Source organism: Limnohabitans sp. B9-3 (genome assembly GCF_002778325.1).
In the GTDB taxonomy this organism is placed as follows: Bacteria; Pseudomonadota; Gammaproteobacteria; order Burkholderiales; family Burkholderiaceae_C; genus Limnohabitans; species Limnohabitans kasalickyi.
This window is the reverse complement of record NZ_NESI01000009.1, coordinates 99082-115378: the sequence shown is the minus strand read 5'-3', so window position 1 is coordinate 115378 and position 16297 is coordinate 99082. Positions and strand designations below refer to the sequence as shown.

Annotated in this window: 14 protein-coding genes; 10 read left to right on the top strand and 4 right to left on the bottom strand. The window is 56.2% G+C overall.

What is annotated here, in order from left to right:
• Positions 1 to 225: 225 nt before the first annotated feature.
• On the top strand, positions 226 to 1560 hold the full coding sequence (gene miaB, locus B9Z42_RS13920; protein WP_100134004.1) for a tRNA (N6-isopentenyl adenosine(37)-C2)-methylthiotransferase MiaB: 1335 nt from the start codon (positions 226 to 228) through the stop codon (positions 1558 to 1560).
• Between the two features lie 79 nt (positions 1561 to 1639).
• Here the strand turns inward: miaB and B9Z42_RS13915 are convergent, their stop codons facing one another.
• The gene (locus B9Z42_RS13915) at positions 1640 to 2602 is read right to left on the bottom strand and encodes a hypothetical protein (protein WP_100134003.1); all 963 of its coding nucleotides are present in this window, start codon (positions 2600 to 2602) and stop codon (positions 1640 to 1642) included.
• Positions 2603 to 2779: 177 nt separating this feature from the next.
• On the opposite strand from B9Z42_RS13915, the gene B9Z42_RS13910 reads away from it, so the two are divergent.
• The 3 genes from B9Z42_RS13910 (at position 2780) to B9Z42_RS13900 (ending at position 6029) form a co-directional block, all read left to right on the top strand.
• Entirely contained in the window at positions 2780 to 4147 is a 1368-nt protein-coding gene (locus B9Z42_RS13910; protein ID WP_100134002.1) for a Rieske 2Fe-2S domain-containing protein, read from the top strand.
• On the top strand, positions 4144 to 5610 hold the full coding sequence (locus tag B9Z42_RS13905) for a glutamine synthetase family protein (protein WP_233203652.1): 1467 nt from the start codon (positions 4144 to 4146) through the stop codon (positions 5608 to 5610). Before B9Z42_RS13910 ends, B9Z42_RS13905 begins: the two co-directional genes overlap by 4 nt.
• An 89-nt stretch (positions 5611 to 5699) precedes the next feature.
• Complete coding sequence (locus B9Z42_RS13900) at positions 5700 to 6029, top strand: 2Fe-2S iron-sulfur cluster-binding protein (protein ID WP_100134052.1); 330 nt, start codon at positions 5700 to 5702, stop codon at positions 6027 to 6029.
• Between the two features lie 57 nt (positions 6030 to 6086).
• Here B9Z42_RS13900 and ffh read toward each other — a convergent pair whose 3' ends face one another.
• On the bottom strand, positions 6087 to 7481 hold the full coding sequence (gene ffh, locus B9Z42_RS13895; RefSeq protein WP_100134001.1) for a signal recognition particle protein: 1395 nt from the start codon (positions 7479 to 7481) through the stop codon (positions 6087 to 6089).
• A 57-nt stretch (positions 7482 to 7538) separates the two neighbouring features.
• Between ffh and B9Z42_RS13890 the strand changes: the two genes are divergently transcribed.
• The 6 genes from B9Z42_RS13890 (at position 7539) to B9Z42_RS13865 (ending at position 14540) form a co-directional block, all read left to right on the top strand.
• Positions 7539 to 8354 carry an inner membrane protein YpjD gene (locus tag B9Z42_RS13890; RefSeq protein WP_100134000.1) on the top strand — a complete coding sequence of 272 codons (816 nt, stop codon included), beginning with the start codon at positions 7539 to 7541 and terminating at the stop codon, positions 8352 to 8354.
• Entirely contained in the window at positions 8351 to 8593 is a 243-nt protein-coding gene (locus B9Z42_RS13885) for a PP0621 family protein (RefSeq protein WP_100133999.1), read from the top strand. Before B9Z42_RS13890 ends, B9Z42_RS13885 begins: the two co-directional genes overlap by 4 nt.
• A gap of 3 nt (positions 8594 to 8596) precedes the next feature.
• A complete protein-coding gene (gene ampD, locus B9Z42_RS13880; protein WP_100133998.1) occupies positions 8597 to 9181 on the top strand; it encodes a 1,6-anhydro-N-acetylmuramyl-L-alanine amidase AmpD in 585 nt (194 codons plus the stop codon).
• Between the two features lie 391 nt (positions 9182 to 9572).
• Positions 9573 to 12488: a ribonucleoside-diphosphate reductase subunit alpha gene (locus B9Z42_RS13875; protein WP_100134051.1), complete on the top strand. Its 2916-nt coding sequence runs from the start codon at positions 9573 to 9575 to the stop codon at positions 12486 to 12488.
• Between the two features lie 93 nt (positions 12489 to 12581).
• Positions 12582 to 13787, top strand: a complete 1206-nt coding sequence (locus tag B9Z42_RS13870; RefSeq protein WP_100133997.1) for a ribonucleotide-diphosphate reductase subunit beta — start codon at positions 12582 to 12584, stop codon at positions 13785 to 13787.
• A 189-nt stretch (positions 13788 to 13976) separates the two neighbouring features.
• Positions 13977 to 14540 carry a histone gene (locus tag B9Z42_RS13865; RefSeq protein ID WP_100133996.1) on the top strand — a complete coding sequence of 188 codons (564 nt, stop codon included), beginning with the start codon at positions 13977 to 13979 and terminating at the stop codon, positions 14538 to 14540.
• Between the two features lie 106 nt (positions 14541 to 14646).
• Here the strand turns inward: B9Z42_RS13865 and B9Z42_RS13860 are convergent, their stop codons facing one another.
• On the bottom strand, positions 14647 to 15540 hold the full coding sequence (locus tag B9Z42_RS13860; protein ID WP_100133995.1) for a carbohydrate kinase family protein: 894 nt from the start codon (positions 15538 to 15540) through the stop codon (positions 14647 to 14649).
• Positions 15541 to 15550: 10 nt separating this feature from the next.
• Positions 15551 to 16291 (bottom strand): zinc-ribbon and DUF3426 domain-containing protein, encoded by a 741-nt coding sequence (locus tag B9Z42_RS13855; protein ID WP_100134050.1) that lies wholly within the window; start codon positions 16289 to 16291, stop codon positions 15551 to 15553.
• Positions 16292 to 16297 lie beyond the last annotated feature (6 nt).

The window sequence follows — 16297 nt, the reverse complement described above, 5'->3', positions numbered from 1 at the left end:
TTCAAGGGGAACATTGATCGATGTCCTTGAAACAAGCGCGTGGCTTCTCTCAAGGCAGGTGCATGCATATCGGCTCCAGAGTCACAAAGCTTTAATGCACGGCTGAGCCGGCAAATTATGGCCGCTGGGCCAGCCAGGGGCCGCGAATTACAATGGCGGTCTTATCAACAGCCTCTGGATCAACACCATGAACCGCTGCACTTTGCCCCACGGGGAGGCTCACGCATGAGCCCCAAAGTCTTCATCAAAACCTTCGGTTGCCAAATGAACGAGTACGACTCGGACAAGATGGTCGATGTCTTGGGCGCGACCCAAGGCTACGAAAAAACCAACGACGTCGAACAAGCCGACTTGATCGTCTTCAACACCTGCTCGGTGCGTGAAAAAGCGCAAGAAAAGGTGTTCTCGGACCTCGGTCGCATTCAGCACTTGAAAGCCAAGGGCGTCAAAATTGCCGTCGGCGGTTGCGTGGCCAGCCAAGAAGGCGACGCCATCATCGCCCGCGCGCCCTATGTGGACGTGGTGTTTGGCCCCCAAACCCTGCACCGCTTGCCCGATTTGCTGAATCAACGCGAGTCGCTCATGCGCCCGCAAGTGGACATCAGCTTTCCCGAGATCGAAAAGTTCGACCACCTGCCCCCTGCGCGCGTCGAAGGCGGCACCGCCTATGTGAGCATCATGGAAGGCTGCAGCAAATATTGCAGCTACTGCGTGGTGCCCTACACCCGTGGCGAAGAAGTGAGCCGTCCATTTGACGACGTGTTGGTGGAAGTGGCCGGTTTGGCCGCGCAAGGCGTGAAAGAAGTCACACTCTTGGGCCAAAACGTGAACGCCTACCGTGGCGTGATGGGCAACACTGCCGAGATTGCTGACTTTGCGTTGCTGATCGAGTACGTGGCTGAAATCCCGGGCATTGAACGCATCCGCTACACCACCAGCCACCCCAACGAGTTCACCCAGCGTTTGATCGACGCCTACGCCAAAGTGCCGCAACTGGTGAGCCATTTGCACCTGCCCGTGCAGCACGGCAGCGATCGCATTTTGATGGCGATGAAGCGCGGCTACACCGCCATGGAATACAAGAGCACGGTGCGCAAACTGCGCGCCATTCGCCCCGACATGGCCATGAGCTCGGACTTCATTGTGGGCTTTCCGGGTGAGACCGAAGAAGACCACCAAAAGCTGATGAAGCTCATGGACGATGTGTACTTTGACAACTCGTTCAGCTTCATCTTCAGCCCCCGCCCTGGCACCCCCGCCGCCAACTTGCACGACGACACACCGCATGCGGTGAAACTGCGCCGCTTGCAAGAAGTTCAAAAGGTGATCAACGACAACATGCACGCCATCAACGTGCAACGCGTCGGCACCGTGCAACGCGTGATGGTGGACGGCTACTCCAAGAAAGACGCCAACGAGTTGCGCGGCCGCACCGAGTGCCACCGCATCGTCAACTTCCCCGCAGGGCCACACCCTGAGCGTTTGATGCATCAGTTGATTGATGTGAAAGTGACGGAAGCTAACCCGCATTCATTACGGGGTGAGGTGGTGGTGAAGTAAGCGACAAGCTTGCGATCAACCCCAGCCAACGAGTCGCCTTTGTGCGACTCGTTGCGTTTTAGGGGGGTACCTGCAAAACTCACTTTAATCGCATGACACGTATCGCATTTTCTGACGCCACCATCATGGCCACATCATGAGGTAAGTTCCTCAGCAACCCGTGACGAATCTGACGAACGACCTGTCTTGTATCTACACTGGCGTTGAAGTTATCTGTGCCCACCATGAACCGAGTCGGGTGTTTTTCGATCAGTGCCTTCCAATTTGCCTTCAGACTCTGTGCATCAAAAATAATCCAACCATACCTTTCTGCCTTTTCCTTGGCAAAGTAGTTGCTATACATAGATTCGTTTCGCGCGGACATTTCGCAGTACAGATTGGCGTATTTGCTCAAGAGTCCATCCATGAGCTTCGTATCTGCTGTGAAGAGGCAATGCGACAAAATGATTGGTACGGTTGAATATTGGGTCGCGATGTGTTCCAGTTCCTTAACTGAGATGGCATCGTCTTCAGCATGAATTTGAACAAACCCATTCCAGCGCTTGGCAATGTCCATCAACTGGGTGATGCCAGGTGAATCAATCCGTGCCTTGCGCCTGACTGCAGGATTTGGGTTGGTGTTTTCATTATTCAGAATCAACTCGCCAAGTCCTTTGATTTCACCCGCTTCAAAAAAACGATTGGCCTCATCTACAAGCAGCTTGTACTCCTGTGTTTGAGCGTCTTCTATCCCTCGAACACCCTTGGAACGGTGAATGTCCGTGATGGTCATTTGACCTGTGGTTGCGATGTAACGCTGACCCAAGAGCTGGGTATACGGCTGGATGTTCCATGGTCCATATGGGGCACTCACTGCGCCAGCCCAGCCAATCTTCAGCTCGTCCATTTCAGCCAACAAACCGTCGGGCGTGATCCAGCGTTGAACATGCCGGTGGACATCAGCAATCACCATATTTGAATAATCAACCGTCTTGTTCTCTTGAGCAACCGCAGAACTTAGAACGCACAAAGAGGCTAGAAGAACGAAGAATTTATTTTTCATACCAAGACACCCATGAAATTGACACCCAAGTTAAACGCATAAGAAATAGTAACGCTGCAACGCGTCACTACCTGAAAAGGACATGACATTGCCCACGCTGTTTCCAACGAGTCGCCTTTGTGCGACTCGTTCTCCTTTGGGCTTGTATAAAGTGAGCCTGTACAAAGAGACCAGCCCATGAAAGCCGAACACAACGAGCGCGTCACGCGCATTGGCCCCAACACCCCTTGCGGCAATTTGATGCGCCACTATTGGCAACCTGTGGCCTTGGTGGATGAGTTCAACCCCGCGCTGGACCCGCGCATGGGCATTCGCCCCGTCAAGGCGGTGCGCGTTTTGGGCCAAGACTTGGTGCTGTTCAAAAACGCGCAAGGCGAGTTTGGGTTGCTGGACCGCGACTGTCCGCACCGAGGTGCCGATTTGTCGTTTGGTCGCAACGAAGGCGATGGGCTGCGTTGCCCGTTTCATGGCTGGAAGTTTGATGTGTCGGGCCAGTGTTTAGAAACCCCCGCCGAGCCCACGGGCAGCAAGTTGTGCCAACACGTCAAGCAACGCAACTACCCGCTGGTAGAGCGCAGTGGCATTTTGTTTGGCTGGTTCGGCCCCGAAGACAGCACGCCACCGCCCTTTCCTGCGCTGGACTGCTTCACCGCGCACAGCACCCACACCTTTGCGTTCAAAGGCCTGTGGCAATGCAATTGGCTGCAAGCGTTTGAGGTGGGGGTGGACCCCGCGCATGCCTCGTTCTTGCACCGATTTTTCTCCGACGAGTCGCTGGACGACACCTACGGCAAACAGTTCCGCGGCGCAAGTGCAGGCGACATCAACGGCGAGCGCTGGCCCATGACCAAAGTCATGCGCGAGTTTGACCAACCCAAAATCACCACCCAGCCCATGCCGTTTGGCATGCGCCTGACGGCCTTGCGCCCGATGAACGAGGCCCTCACCCATGTGCGGGTGACCAACGCCATCTTTCCGCACACCTTTGTGATTCCGCTGTCCGAGACCATGACCATCACGCAAATGCATGTGCCCGTGGACGACACACACACGTACTGGTACTCGGTGTTCACCAGCTTTGCAGGCCCCGTCGACAAAGAGGCCATGCGCAACCAGCGGCTGAGCGCCATCAACTTGCCCGACTACATCCCCAAATCAGGCCGCCACAACAACTGGGGTTTTGACGCCGAAGAGCAAAACACCCGCACTTACTTAGGCATGGGCGAGCACGACATCAACGTGCACGACCAATGGGCGTGCGAAAGCATGGGCCCCATCCAAGACCGCACGCGCGAACACTTGGGCACCAGCGATGTGGCCATCATGGCCAACCGCCGCAACCTGCTCAAAGCGATTGACGATGTAGAAGCGGGCAAGCTACCCATGGGCTTGGCGCAGCCCGACATTGCCGCCCAACGCATGGGCCCCGACACGGTGGACGGCATCGCCCCCGCGCAAGATTGGGAAAACTGGTGGCAGCACGCCGTAGCCAGCAAACGCACCAACGCCCCGTGGGATGCTGCCTTGCCAGAAGGTCAATCGTGAGCGAGGCCAAACACGACGCCCTCGCACGCACCGCGCGTCTGATTGAAACAAGCGGCCTAGAACTGGTGCGTTTTGCGTGGTGCGACACGCACGGCATGGTGCGCGGCAAAACGCTGACGGCCAGCGCCGCTGTCAAAGCCTTGCGCAGCGGCGTGGGCATGGTGAGCACCTTGATGCTCAAAGACACCTCGGACCGCACGGCGTTCAAGGTGTTTGAAGCGGGCATTGCCGATGAGTTGCCGGGCTTTGAGTTCGCCAGCAACTTGCTGTTGATGGCCAACCCCGAGAGCTTTCATATCCTGCCTTGGGCCGACAAAACCGGTTGGGTGCAATGCCAGCCCGTGTTTCAAGACGGCACGCCCGTACCGTTTGACACGCGCCGTCAACTGCAACACGCCCTCGGCTTGCTCGCGCAACAGGGCTTGGGGATGGTCTGCGGCTTGGAGGTGGAGTTTCACATCTACCGCTTGAAAGACCCCACCCACGGCCACGACCTAGACCCGTACACCGCCGCATGGCCAGGCCCCAGCCCAGAGGTGAGCTTGATTCACCCGGGCTACAACTTGTTGTCCGAGCATTGTTTTGACATGAGCGAAGAGCCGCTGCGCATCGTGCAACACACGGCGCAAGCGCTGGGTTTGCCACTGCAGTCGCTAGAGATTGAACTGGGCCCCAGCCAAGTCGAAGCCGTGTTTGACGCGACCGACGCGCTGACCGCCGCCGACAACATGGTGCTGTTTCGCAGCGCCGTCAAACAAGCGCTGCGCCGCGCGGGCTACCACGCCACCTTCATGTGCCGCCCGCCGTTTGCGCACATCATGTCCAGCGGTTGGCATTTGCACCAGTCGCTGGTGGCGCTGGACACAGGCCGCAACGCCTTCATGCGCGACACGCCCGCACCGCACACCCAAGCCACAGACGCACGCCACACGTTGTCGGACTTGGGCGCTCACTATTTGGCGGGCCTGCTGCAACACGCACGCGGCATGACGGTGATGTGCACACCCACCGCCAATGGCTTTGGACGGTTCCGGCCCAACGCTTTGGCGCCGCAGTCCATCGTGTGGGGACGCGACAACCGAGGTGCCATGCTTCGCGTGGTGGGTCAAGCGGGCGATGGTGCGACGCGCATTGAAAACCGCTTGGGCGAGCCAGCCGCCAACCCCTATTTGTACATGGCCTCGCAAATTCATGCCGGCCTGTCTGGCCTGCGCCAGCAACTGGTGCCGCCCGTGGCCTCCGAAGCGCCGTATGCCGAACTGGGCGAAGACAGCCACACACGCATTCCCAACACCTTGGGCGATGCGTTAGCGGCATTGCAAGAAGATGCTGCCATGTGCCAAGGTTTTGGGACCGACTTTGTGCGTTACTACAGCCGCATCAAAGCGGCAGAGCAAGCGCGCATGGACGCGGCTGAAGACGCGTTAGAGTTTCAACGCCGCGAGTACTTCGGGCGCATTTAAGCCACCCCAACACCGCCACGACAATGGCGCAGCAGACCGCCATCAACAAACAGCTTTCAACAGACGCCTTAAGACCCCGCGAGACCCCCATGATTGAACTTGTTATTTTTGAAAACGCCGCCGACACCCAAGGCACAACCATCACTGCCAAACCCGGCCAAACTTTGATGAAAGCCGCCTTGGCCGCCGACATTGAAGGCGTGGCCGCCGATTGCGGGGGTACCCTGACCTGCGCCACCTGCCATGTGATGGTGCGTGAGCCGTGGTTGAGTCAATTGCCGGCCATCACCGACGACGAGGACGGCATGCTCGACTTTGCGGCCTGTGCGCGCCAAGCCAACAGCCGCTTGTCGTGTCAGATCAAACTGACCGAAGGCATGAATGGCATGCAGATCGATTTGCCGGCCAGCCAATATTGAAGACGCGTCACACGGCCTAGGTCAGGGCCGAGCCGTGTGGAGGCTTAGTTTGAAGGTTTAGCGCATGCCAGGAAAGCCGCCACCGCCCATGCCAGGCATGCCCTTCATCCCCTTCATGCCACCCAGTTTTTTCATCATCTTCATCAGGCCGCCGCCGCTCATCTTCTTCATCATGTCTTGCATTTGCTCAAACTCTTTGAGCATGCGGTTCACGTCTTGCACCTGAACGCCTGCGCCAGCGGCAATGCGGCGTTTGCGGGTGGCTTTGATGAGGTCGGGTTTGCTGCGTTCTTGCGGCGTCATGCTGTGGATGATGCCTTGCTTGCGGCCAATGTCTTTTTCGGCCTTGTCCATGTCAACTTGACCGGCTTTGGCAGCCATTTGTGTGGGCAATTTGTCCATCAGGCTGGACAAACCACCCATTTGGCGCATCTGCTGAATTTGAGACAAAAAGTCGTTGAGGTCAAACGCATCACCGCGCTTGACCTTGTCGGCCAACTTTTGCGCGGCTTGCATGTCCACACCCGCGGTGACTTGCTCGACCAAGGCCAAGATGTCGCCCATGCCCAGCACGCGACCGGCGTGACGTGCAGCATCGAACAGCTCCAAGCCATCCAGCTTCTCACTGGTACCCGCAAACTTGATGGGCGCACCGGTGATTTGTCGCACCGACAGTGCGGCACCACCCCGTGAGTCGCCGTCGAGTTTGGTGAGCACGATGCCCGTCAAAGGCAAGGCTTCACTGAAGGCCTTGGCGGTGTTGATGGCATCTTGACCTTGCATGGCGTCCACCACGAACAAGGTTTCAACGGGGTTCAACACGCGGTGCAGGGTTTTGATCTCGGCCATCAAGGCTTCGTCAATGGCCAAGCGACCGGCGGTGTCGACCAGCAACACATCGAAGTAGTGCTTGCGGGCGTAGTCGAGGGCGGCGCGGGCAATGTCTTCGGGCTTTTGATCGGGAGAGCTTGGGAACCATTCAGCACCGGCTTGAGCGGTCACGGTTTTGAGCTGCTCAATGGCCGCAGGGCGGTACACGTCGCCAGAAACGGTCAGCACTTTCTTTTTGCGCTGGTTGATGAGCCAACGTGCCAGCTTGGCGGTGGTGGTGGTTTTACCGGCACCTTGCAAACCGGCCATCAAAATGACGGCGGGGGGTTGGGCGGCGAGGTTCAAGTCGCTGACGCCTTCGCCCATGGTGGCCGTCAACTCTTTGTTGACGATGGCCACCAAGGCCTGACCGGGCTGCAAAGAGCCAATGACTTCTTGGCCCAGCGCTTTTTCTTTGACGCGTGCAATGAAGTCGCGCACCACGGGCAAGGCCACGTCGGCTTCGAGCAAGGCCATGCGGACCTCGCGCAACATGTCGGCCACGTTGCTCTCGGTGATGCGGGCCTGTCCGCTGATCTGTTTGACGAGGCGCGAGAGTTTGTCGGTGAGAGCTGAGGCCATATAGAACCCTTGTTTGGGCAAAGTGAGGGAGTCCAAGCAAAACGCTAAACTTGTCGCATGATTTTAGCCAGCGACTTCTCCGTCACTCTGTGGCTCAGCCTCTTGACTGCCACGGCCTACGCGTTGACAGCGTTGATCGGCCCACGTTTGTCTGTCGGCCGTGGCCATCGACTGATGTGGGGCCCATTGACGCTGCACGGCTTGGGTTTGGTTTTTGCACTGTTTGCGCCTCAACCCGAGGGGATGCGCTTCGGCTTTGCACCCGCGCTGTCGGTCACCACTTGGTTGATGCTGACCTTTTATGTGCTGGAGCAACACTGGTTTCCGCAACTACGCACACGTTGGACCATGACGGGCTTGGGGGCGGCCGTTGTGTTGCTCGCCGCTTTTTTCCCTGGTTCACCGCTGCACACGGCGGCATCACCTTGGTTGCCCATGCACTTGGCCTTGGGCGTGGCGTCTTATGGTTTGTTTGCCGCTGCCGTGGTACATGCATGGTTGATGACCCGGGCAGAGAAGAGCATGCGCATGGCCAGCGCTGACACGGCGGTGGGCTTGCCGTTGTTGACCCTGGAGCGACTCACTTTCCGTTTTGTCAAAGCTGGATTTATCTTGCTCACCGCCACACTGGCCGCGGGCTGGCTGTTTGGCGACAGCTTGTACGGTGCCAAAGCGGCGTGGCGCTGGGACCATAAAACTGTGTTTTCTCTGCTCTCGTGGTTCACGTTTGCCGTGTTGCTGGTAGGGCGCAGCCGCTTTGGCTGGCGGGGTCGCAAGGCTGTGCGGGTGTTGTATGCGGGAGCGGGCTTGCTGCTGCTGGGCTATGCGGGCTCGCGGTTTGTGGTGGAAGTGGTGTTGGGCCGCGTGGCATGAAGTACCTGATCTGGCTGGTCGTCATAGTCGCAGGCATTTGGTGGATTCGCCAACAACGCAAAGCGCCTGCCCATCAAACACGTCAAAAAACAGACGCAACTGGGCGTAGCTCCGAGTCAGGCCCACAAGTGATGACGCCCTGTGCGCATTGCGGCGTGCATTTGCCTGAATCAGAGGCCATACAAGGCGCACAAGGCGTGTATTGCAGCGAGGCGCATCGACAGCGCCAAGAAGGCTGATGCATGTCTGCTGACACCCCCTTGTGGCGCGCCGGCTGGTACAACTTTGCGCAACACACGCCCTCCCCCAACTTTGGACCGCGTCCATCAGGCGTTCGTGCGGACTTGATGGTGATCCATTCCATCAGCCTGCCACCCGGCCAATACGGCGGGCCAGAAGTGGCCTCACTTTTCACCAACACCTTAGATTGGGATGTGCACCCTTATTTTGAAAAAATTCGTGGCATGGAAGTGTCCGCGCACTTTTTCATTCGCCGTGACGGCGCCCTGATTCAGTTTGTCAGTTGTGACGACCGCGCTTGGCATGCGGGCAAGTCGCACTATTTAGGACGTGACAACTGCAACGACCATTCCATTGGCCTAGAGCTGGAAGGTTTGGAAGGTCAAACCTTTGAGCCTGAGCAATACGACACGCTCAGCAGCGTGTGTGCAGCCATTGCCCAACACTACCCAGCGCAACATATCGCGGGCCACGAACATGTGGCAGCGGGACGCAAGCAGGACCCAGGTGCAGGCTTTGATTGGCCACTTTTGCGCCGAAGCTTGGGCTGGGACGCACGTTATTTCCCGAAAAATAGTTTTCTTTAGCCAAGCGCGAAAAAAATATACACACGCTTGATGCTGCACAGAGTTTGTGCATCAAAAAATCAAGGTGAGAAGGCATGGGCTTTTGCAGCCCAAATCATGCCGAAGAGCGCTTGAAATCAAGGTCTTATCCATCAATTCCCCACCCACATAGGGCCCACGCTGCATCGTCAAACGCCCTGTAGTCCGCCTGCGATTTTCACAAAATAAAATTGAATACGAATTGACACACAAACACTACCGGTAGTGTTTGGACACACCCTCGAACACCAGATATAGTGTGTGGTGTTGGCGCAGTTGTCTCATCCAAAGACGCCGCGCAGCAGGTTTTGAATGCGCAACAGCGCGCCCCATGACCCACGCCACTGACCCCGAAGCAAGGAAGAACAACGATATGCAAACCGCAGCACAAACCCATTCCGCCATCACCGCTCAACACGCGCCCGTCGCGCAAGACCGCGCCGTGATGGACACCCACAACAGCTTGGCCCACTACCAAATCATCCGTCGCAACGGCGCCGTGGTGCCTTTTGAGCCGGCCAAGATTGCCGTGGCCATGATGAAAGCCTTTTTGGCGGTACACGGCACACAAGGCGCCGCCTCTGCCAGCGTGCGCGAAACCGTCGATGTGTTGACTCAAAACGTGGTGCGCGCCTTGATGCGCTCACGTCCAGGCGGCGGCACCTTCCACATTGAAGATGTGCAAGACCAAGCAGAATTGGGCTTGATGCGCGGTGGCCACCACGAAATTGCCCGTGCTTACGTGCTCTACCGTGAACGTCGCACCCAAGAACGTGCGCACACCAAAGAACAAGCAGCGCCTGCAGCACCTGAGCTGCATGTGATCGATGACGGTCAGCGTGTGCCATTGGATGTGCCACACCTGCAACGTCTGATCAACGACGCCTGCGCTGGCTTGGGTGCTGACGTCAAACCCGCGCCGATCTTGGCCGAAACCATGCGCAACCTGTACGACGGTGTGCCCATGGACGAGGTGTACAAAGCGGCCATCTTGGCCACCCGTACCCTGATCGAAAAAGACCCTGACTACACCTACGCCACTGCACGCTTGTTGATGCACACCATCGCCAAAGAAGTGCTTGGCAAAGAAGTACTGCACGCCGACATGGGTCAGCATTACGCCGAATACTTCCCTCAGTTCATCAAAAAAGGCGTCGAGAACGACTTGCTCGACGACAAGATGCTTCAGTTCGACTTGGAGCGCTTGGGCCAGGCCCTCAAAGCAGACCGCGATTTGCAATTTGACTACCTCGGCCTGCAAACGCTCTATGACCGCTACTTCTTGCATGTGCGCAAAACACGCATCGAGCTGCCACAAGCCTTCTTCATGCGCGTGGCCATGGGCCTGTCGCTGAACGAAATCGACCGCGAAGCCCGTGCGATTGAGTTCTACGAAGTGCTGTCCTCGTTCGACTTCATGTCCAGCACGCCCACCCTGTTCAACAGTGGCACGTTGCGTTCGCAACTCTCCAGCTGCTACTTGTCCACTGTGCCTGACCATTTGGACGGAATCTACGAGTTGATCAAAGAAAACGCCTTGCTGTCTAAATTTGCTGGCGGCTTGGGCAACGACTGGACCCGCGTGCGCGCTTTGGGCAGCCACATTAAGGGCACCAATGGCGAATCACAAGGCGTGGTGCCTTTCTTGAAAGTGGTCAACGACACAGCTGTGGCGGTGAACCAAGGCGGCAAGCGCAAAGGCGCGGTGTGTACCTACCTCGAAACCTGGCACTTGGACATCGAAGAGTTCCTCGAGTTGCGCAAAAACACCGGCGACGACCGCCGTCGTACCCACGACATGAACACCGCCAACTGGATCCCTGACTTGTTCATGCGTCGTGTGATGGAGAAAGGTGAGTGGACCTTGTTCTCACCTTCTGATGTGCCTGATTTGCACGACCTGTTCGGCGCCCCCTTCGAAAAAGCTTACGTGGCCTACGAAGAAAAAGCCAAGCGCGGCGAAATCAAACCCAGCAAAACCGTGCAAGCCACCGACATGTGGCGCAAGATGTTGACGATGTTGTTTGAAACCGGCCACCCATGGATCACCTTCAAAGACCCATGCAACGTGCGTTCACCCCAACAACACGTGGGCGTGGTGCATTCATCCAACCTCTGTACCGAGATCACGCTCAACACCAGCGACACCGAAACTGCGGTATGTAATTTGGGCTCCGTCAACTTGTCTCAACACTTGAAAGACGGCCCCAACGGTAAAGAGCTCGATCACGACAAACTCAAGCGCACCATCAATGTGGCCATGCGCATGCTCGACAACGTGATCGACATCAACTACTACGCCGTCAAGAAGGCACGCGACTCCAACCTGCGCCACCGTCCTGTGGGCATGGGCATCATGTCTTTCCAAGACAGCTTGTACGCCATGCGTGTGCCTTACGCCTCGCAAGAAGCGGTGGAGTTTGCAGACCGTTCAATGGAAGCCGTTTGTTATTACGCCTACTGGGCGTCCAGCGAATTGGCCAAAGAGCGCGGCAAATACGCCAGCTACAAAGGCTCGTTGTGGGACAAAGGCATCTTGCCTCTGGACTCGATCGACTTGCTGACCGAAGCGCGTGGTGGCTACTTAGAAATGGATCGCTCCAAGACCATGGATTGGGACGCACTGCGTGCCAAGATTGCCAAAGATGGCATGCGTAACTCCAACTGTGTGGCCATCGCACCCACCGCTACCATTTCCAACATCATTGGCGTGGACGCCTCCATCGAGCCTTGCTTTGGCAACTTGTCGGTCAAGTCCAATTTGTCTGGTGAATTCACGGTCATCAACAACTACTTGGTGCGCGACTTGAAGCGTTTAGGTTTGTGGGACGACGTGATGGTCATGGACCTGAAACACTTCGACGGCTCACTGCGCCCTATCGACCGCGTGCCGCAAGAAATCAAAGCCTTGTATGCCACGGCGTTCGAAGTGGAACCTACTTGGTTGGTTGAAGCCGCATCGCGTCGTCAAAAGTGGATTGACCAAGCGCAGTCGCTCAACATCTACATGGCAGGTGCGTCCGGTAAGAAGCTCGATGAGACTTACAAACTCGCTTGGTTGCGTGGCTTAAAAACCACCTACTACCTCCGCACGTCCAGCGCACAACAAGTCGAAAAATCAACCGTGCAAGCAGGCTCTCACAACTCGGTTTCGTCAGGTCCTGCATCAAGCGGCATGACAGCGCTTGAAGCCGCTGCCGCTGCAGCGCAAGCGCAGATGAATGCCATCCCCGCCACTGACATCGCGTTCTGCGGCGTGGACGATCCCACCTGCGAGTCCTGTCAGTAATTTGTAATTGCACAACAATATTTGCAAGGAAGTTCGTGATCGCTTTGCGATTCACTTTCTTGCATCCATAATTCAAGCATTGGAAAAATTTTTATGTTGACCTGGGACGAAGAAATCAAGCCCTCATCGCCATCACCTCTTGCCAGCGGTTTACCCAACCGCTCGATGGAATTCCCACCTCTTTCTGCGACACCTGATGCTCAGCCTGTAGCAGCGGCACGCACATTGAACGATGGTGCACCAGCGCCAACTCCCTCAACTGCCGCAGCTAAGCCCAGCACACGCCGTGTGACTGCTGCAGACAAGCGCATCATCAACGGCCAAACCGACGTCAATCAGCTGGTGCCTTTCAAATACAAATGGGCATGGGAAAAATACCTCGCGACTTGCGCTAACCACTGGATGCCGCAAGAAGTGAACATGACACGTGACATCGCCTTGTGGAAAGACCCGAATGGTTTGACCGATGATGAGCGTCGCTTGATCATGCGCAACCTCGGCTTCTTCGTGACCGCCGATTCATTGGCCGCCAACAACATCGTGTTGGGCACCTACCGCCACATCACCGCACCTGAGTGCCGTCAGTTTTTGTTGCGTCAAGCGTTTGAAGAAGCGATCCACACACACGCTTACCAATACATCGTCGAGTCTTTGGGCTTAGACGATGGCGAGATCTTCAACGCATACCACGAAGTCAAATCCATCCGCGACAAAGACGAGTTCTTGATCCCGTTCATCGACGCGATCATGGACCCCAACTTCCACACCGGCACACCCGAAACCGATCAGACACTCTTGAAGTCCTTGATCGTGTTTGCATGCTTGATGGAAGGTTTGTTCTTCTATGTGGGCTTCACTCAAATCTTGGCCTTAGGTCGCCAAAACAAGATGACCGGTGCTGCAGAGCAATACCAATACATCTTGCGTGACGAGTCCATGCACTGCAACTTTGGCATCGATTTGATCAACCAGATCAAACTGGAAAACCCACATTTGTGGACAGCCGAGTTCAAAGCCGAAATCAACGCTTTGTTCATGCAAGCTGTTGAGCTCGAATACCGCTATGCAGAAGACACCATGCCCCGTGGCGTGCTGGGCTTGAATGCATCGATGTTCAAAGGTTATCTGCGCTACATCGCCAACCGCCGCGCCACGCAAATCGGTTTGGAAGCGCTTTTCCCCAATGAGGAAAACCCTTTCCCTTGGATGAGCGAAATGATCGACCTGAAAAAAGAACGCAACTTCTTCGAAACCCGCGTGATCGAGTACCAAACGGGTGGTGCTTTGTCTTGGGACTGAGTTGATTCACGATACACATGTCACCTAATTTGTCTGCCACAGTTCAAAACGTCCGTGATCGTGACGTTGTGGTGGACACACCGTGTTCATGGGGTTGGACCCGGGTCCAGCGCCATGAATCGCTTTGCACACAAAACAAGTGCGAAGTGTTTTCACCCAATGATCTAAATCCGATCTAGGAGAACATAAATGGCAACTGCAAAAAAACCGGCCGCTAAAAAGGCCCCCGCAAAGAAAGCTGTCGCGGCTTCCAAGCCCGTCGCTAAGAAAGTAGCCGCTGCTAAACCAGCTGCTAAAAAAGCTGTCGCTGCAAAAAAACCAGCGGCCAAGAAAGTTGCTGCTGCTAAACCAGCCGCTAAAAAAGCTGTTGCTGCTAAGCCAGTTGCTAAAAAAGCTGCTGCTAAACCCGTCGCCAAAAAGGCTGCGGCCAAGCCTGCTGCTAAACCAGCTGCCAAGCCTGCCGCGAAAAAAGTAGCCAAGGCTGCTGTCGCTAAAAAGCCCGTTGCTAAAAAAGCTGCTGCTAAGCCAGTCGCCAAAAAAGCTTCGGCCAAGCCTGCTGCTAAACCAGCTGCCAAGCCTGCCGCGAAAAAAGTAGCCAAGGCTGCTGTCGCTAAAAAGCCTGCTGCTAAAAAACCAGCCGCGAAGAAAGCTGCTAAAAAGCCTGCCCCTAAGAAAGCTGCGAAAGCTGCCCCTGCGCAGACCACGCTGAACCCGCAAGCTGCTTGGCCTTTTCCAACAGCCAGCAAGCCCTGATCATTCAGATCTCTGGGACGGTTTGACCGTCATCTCAAGCCCGACACCGCAAGGTCTCGGGCTTTTTCTTATGGCGTATGTGGCAGGTGCTTATGCCTGATGTTTCTCAACTCAAAACTTCTACGCTGTAATTTTGTGGGCCGCGTTGCGCAATTTTCAAGGCGCCAACGTGGTTGCCCAACGCTGCGCACCGAGCCAAAGACCAGCCTTGCTCCAAGCCAAACAACAAAGCGCCACGCCAAGCATCACCACAACCCGTCGGATCGACCACCGCCAGTGCCTTAACGGGTGGCACAACCGTTTTCTCCCCATTCACCCAAACCTCGCAACCCTGCGCGCCTAGGGTCACGATCAAACCATCGACACGGCGAGAAATCTCGGCATGGGTTAAACCTGTGCGGTCGCTGAGCATCTTGCCCTCGTAGTCATTCACGGTGACCCATGTCGCTTGGTCGATGAAACGTGCGAGCTCAGACCCATCAAACATCGGCAAACCTTGGCCGGGATCAAAGACAAATGGGATGTCTGCGGCCTTGAACTGGTCCGCGTGTAGCAACATGGCATCACGACCGTCTGGAGAAATGATGCCCAACTTGATGTCGGCGCGCTTTTCAATGCGCAGAGCGTCCGCTTGCATCATGGCGCCCGGGTGAAATGCCGTGATTTGGTTGTTGTCCCGATCGGTCATGATCATGGCTTGTGCGGTGTACGTGTCTTCCACTTGACGCACAAACTCGGTCGAAATGCCCAAGCTCATCAAACGTTTCAAGTAATCGGCACCGTCAGATCCCAGCGTCGCCATAGGCAGGGGATGACCACCCAGCATCTTCAGGCTGTAGGCAATATTGCCAGCGCAACCCCCAAAGTCGCGACGCAAAGCGGGTACCAAAAAAGACACATTCAAGATGTGCAGCTGATCGGGCAAGATTTGTTCAGCAAATCGACCTTCAAAGGTCATGATGGAGTCAAATGCCAAAGAGCCACAAATCAAAGAAGCCATGCTGACCTTCTTACGGATAAAAAACCAAGGCGCGAAAGCCCACGGTGCGCTGACTGGCGCCGGCTTCTAAATCAAAATGAAGGTGGACACGAACCTCTCGCAGCGCCAACATGTGATCTTCCAAACCCAGCTCATCTTGCTTGAACACACGCCGCACCACCACTTGGTCTTGCAAATCCAACAAAGTGAGCTCCAATGCAGGCGTGGCCACGGGATAGCTCTCTGTGTTTTTCAAGTGCAAGTCCACGGCATAACCACCTCCCGGCGCCTCACTGAATTGGCTGCTTTCAATCAACACCGCATCGGGCGCTCGCGGCCAAGTGACTTCACACTGGAATGATTCACAGGCTGCCAGCAAAGCGGGTCGCAACGCGGGAACTTGCGCGAACAACACATGTCGCCCCACCCATGCAAATTGAGCCATCAACAGCAGCAGCAAACTGACACATGCAAACAGCCACAGTCCTCGCCAGCGAGGCAAAGGCGCTGATGCGGGCGCAGGTTCGGGTGCGGGCGCCATCTCCGGCAGGGCTGTTGTCTTGGCCTCAGGCGTGGGCAATGGCAAATCCAACTCTGCAAACAAGGCGGCAAGTGAGCTCGCGTCGCTGATAGCAGCAGGCGGTGTCAGATGGAGTAAGGCTTCAAACACGTACTCGCAACGCCCACACCGCACCCACCCGTCAGCCTGCCTGAGCTGATCGGGCGTGACTTGAAAAGAAGTGGCACATGTGGGGCAGTGCGTGATTTGCATTGCAAA

What these genes read in the sequence shown, in the direction of transcription:
- miaB (WP_100134004.1), top strand. Translation starts at nt 226, where the DNA reads ATGAGCCCCAAAGTCTTCATCAAAACCTTCGGTTGCCAAATGAACGAG.
- B9Z42_RS13915 (WP_100134003.1), bottom strand. Translation starts at nt 2,602, where the DNA reads ATGAAAAATAAATTCTTCGTTCTTCTAGCCTCTTTGTGCGTTCTAAGT.
- B9Z42_RS13910 (WP_100134002.1), top strand. Translation starts at nt 2,780, where the DNA reads ATGAAAGCCGAACACAACGAGCGCGTCACGCGCATTGGCCCCAACACC.
- B9Z42_RS13900 (WP_100134052.1), top strand. Translation starts at nt 5,700, where the DNA reads ATGATTGAACTTGTTATTTTTGAAAACGCCGCCGACACCCAAGGCACA.
- ffh (WP_100134001.1), bottom strand. Translation starts at nt 7,481, where the DNA reads ATGGCCTCAGCTCTCACCGACAAACTCTCGCGCCTCGTCAAACAGATC.
- B9Z42_RS13890 (WP_100134000.1), top strand. Translation starts at nt 7,539, where the DNA reads ATGATTTTAGCCAGCGACTTCTCCGTCACTCTGTGGCTCAGCCTCTTG.
- B9Z42_RS13885 (WP_100133999.1), top strand. Translation starts at nt 8,351, where the DNA reads ATGAAGTACCTGATCTGGCTGGTCGTCATAGTCGCAGGCATTTGGTGG.
- ampD (WP_100133998.1), top strand. Translation starts at nt 8,597, where the DNA reads ATGTCTGCTGACACCCCCTTGTGGCGCGCCGGCTGGTACAACTTTGCG.
- B9Z42_RS13875 (WP_100134051.1), top strand. Translation starts at nt 9,573, where the DNA reads ATGCAAACCGCAGCACAAACCCATTCCGCCATCACCGCTCAACACGCG.
- B9Z42_RS13870 (WP_100133997.1), top strand. Translation starts at nt 12,582, where the DNA reads ATGTTGACCTGGGACGAAGAAATCAAGCCCTCATCGCCATCACCTCTT.
- B9Z42_RS13865 (WP_100133996.1), top strand. Translation starts at nt 13,977, where the DNA reads ATGGCAACTGCAAAAAAACCGGCCGCTAAAAAGGCCCCCGCAAAGAAA.
- B9Z42_RS13860 (WP_100133995.1), bottom strand. Translation starts at nt 15,540, where the DNA reads ATGGCTTCTTTGATTTGTGGCTCTTTGGCATTTGACTCCATCATGACC.
- B9Z42_RS13855 (WP_100134050.1), bottom strand. Translation starts at nt 16,291, where the DNA reads ATGCAAATCACGCACTGCCCCACATGTGCCACTTCTTTTCAAGTCACG.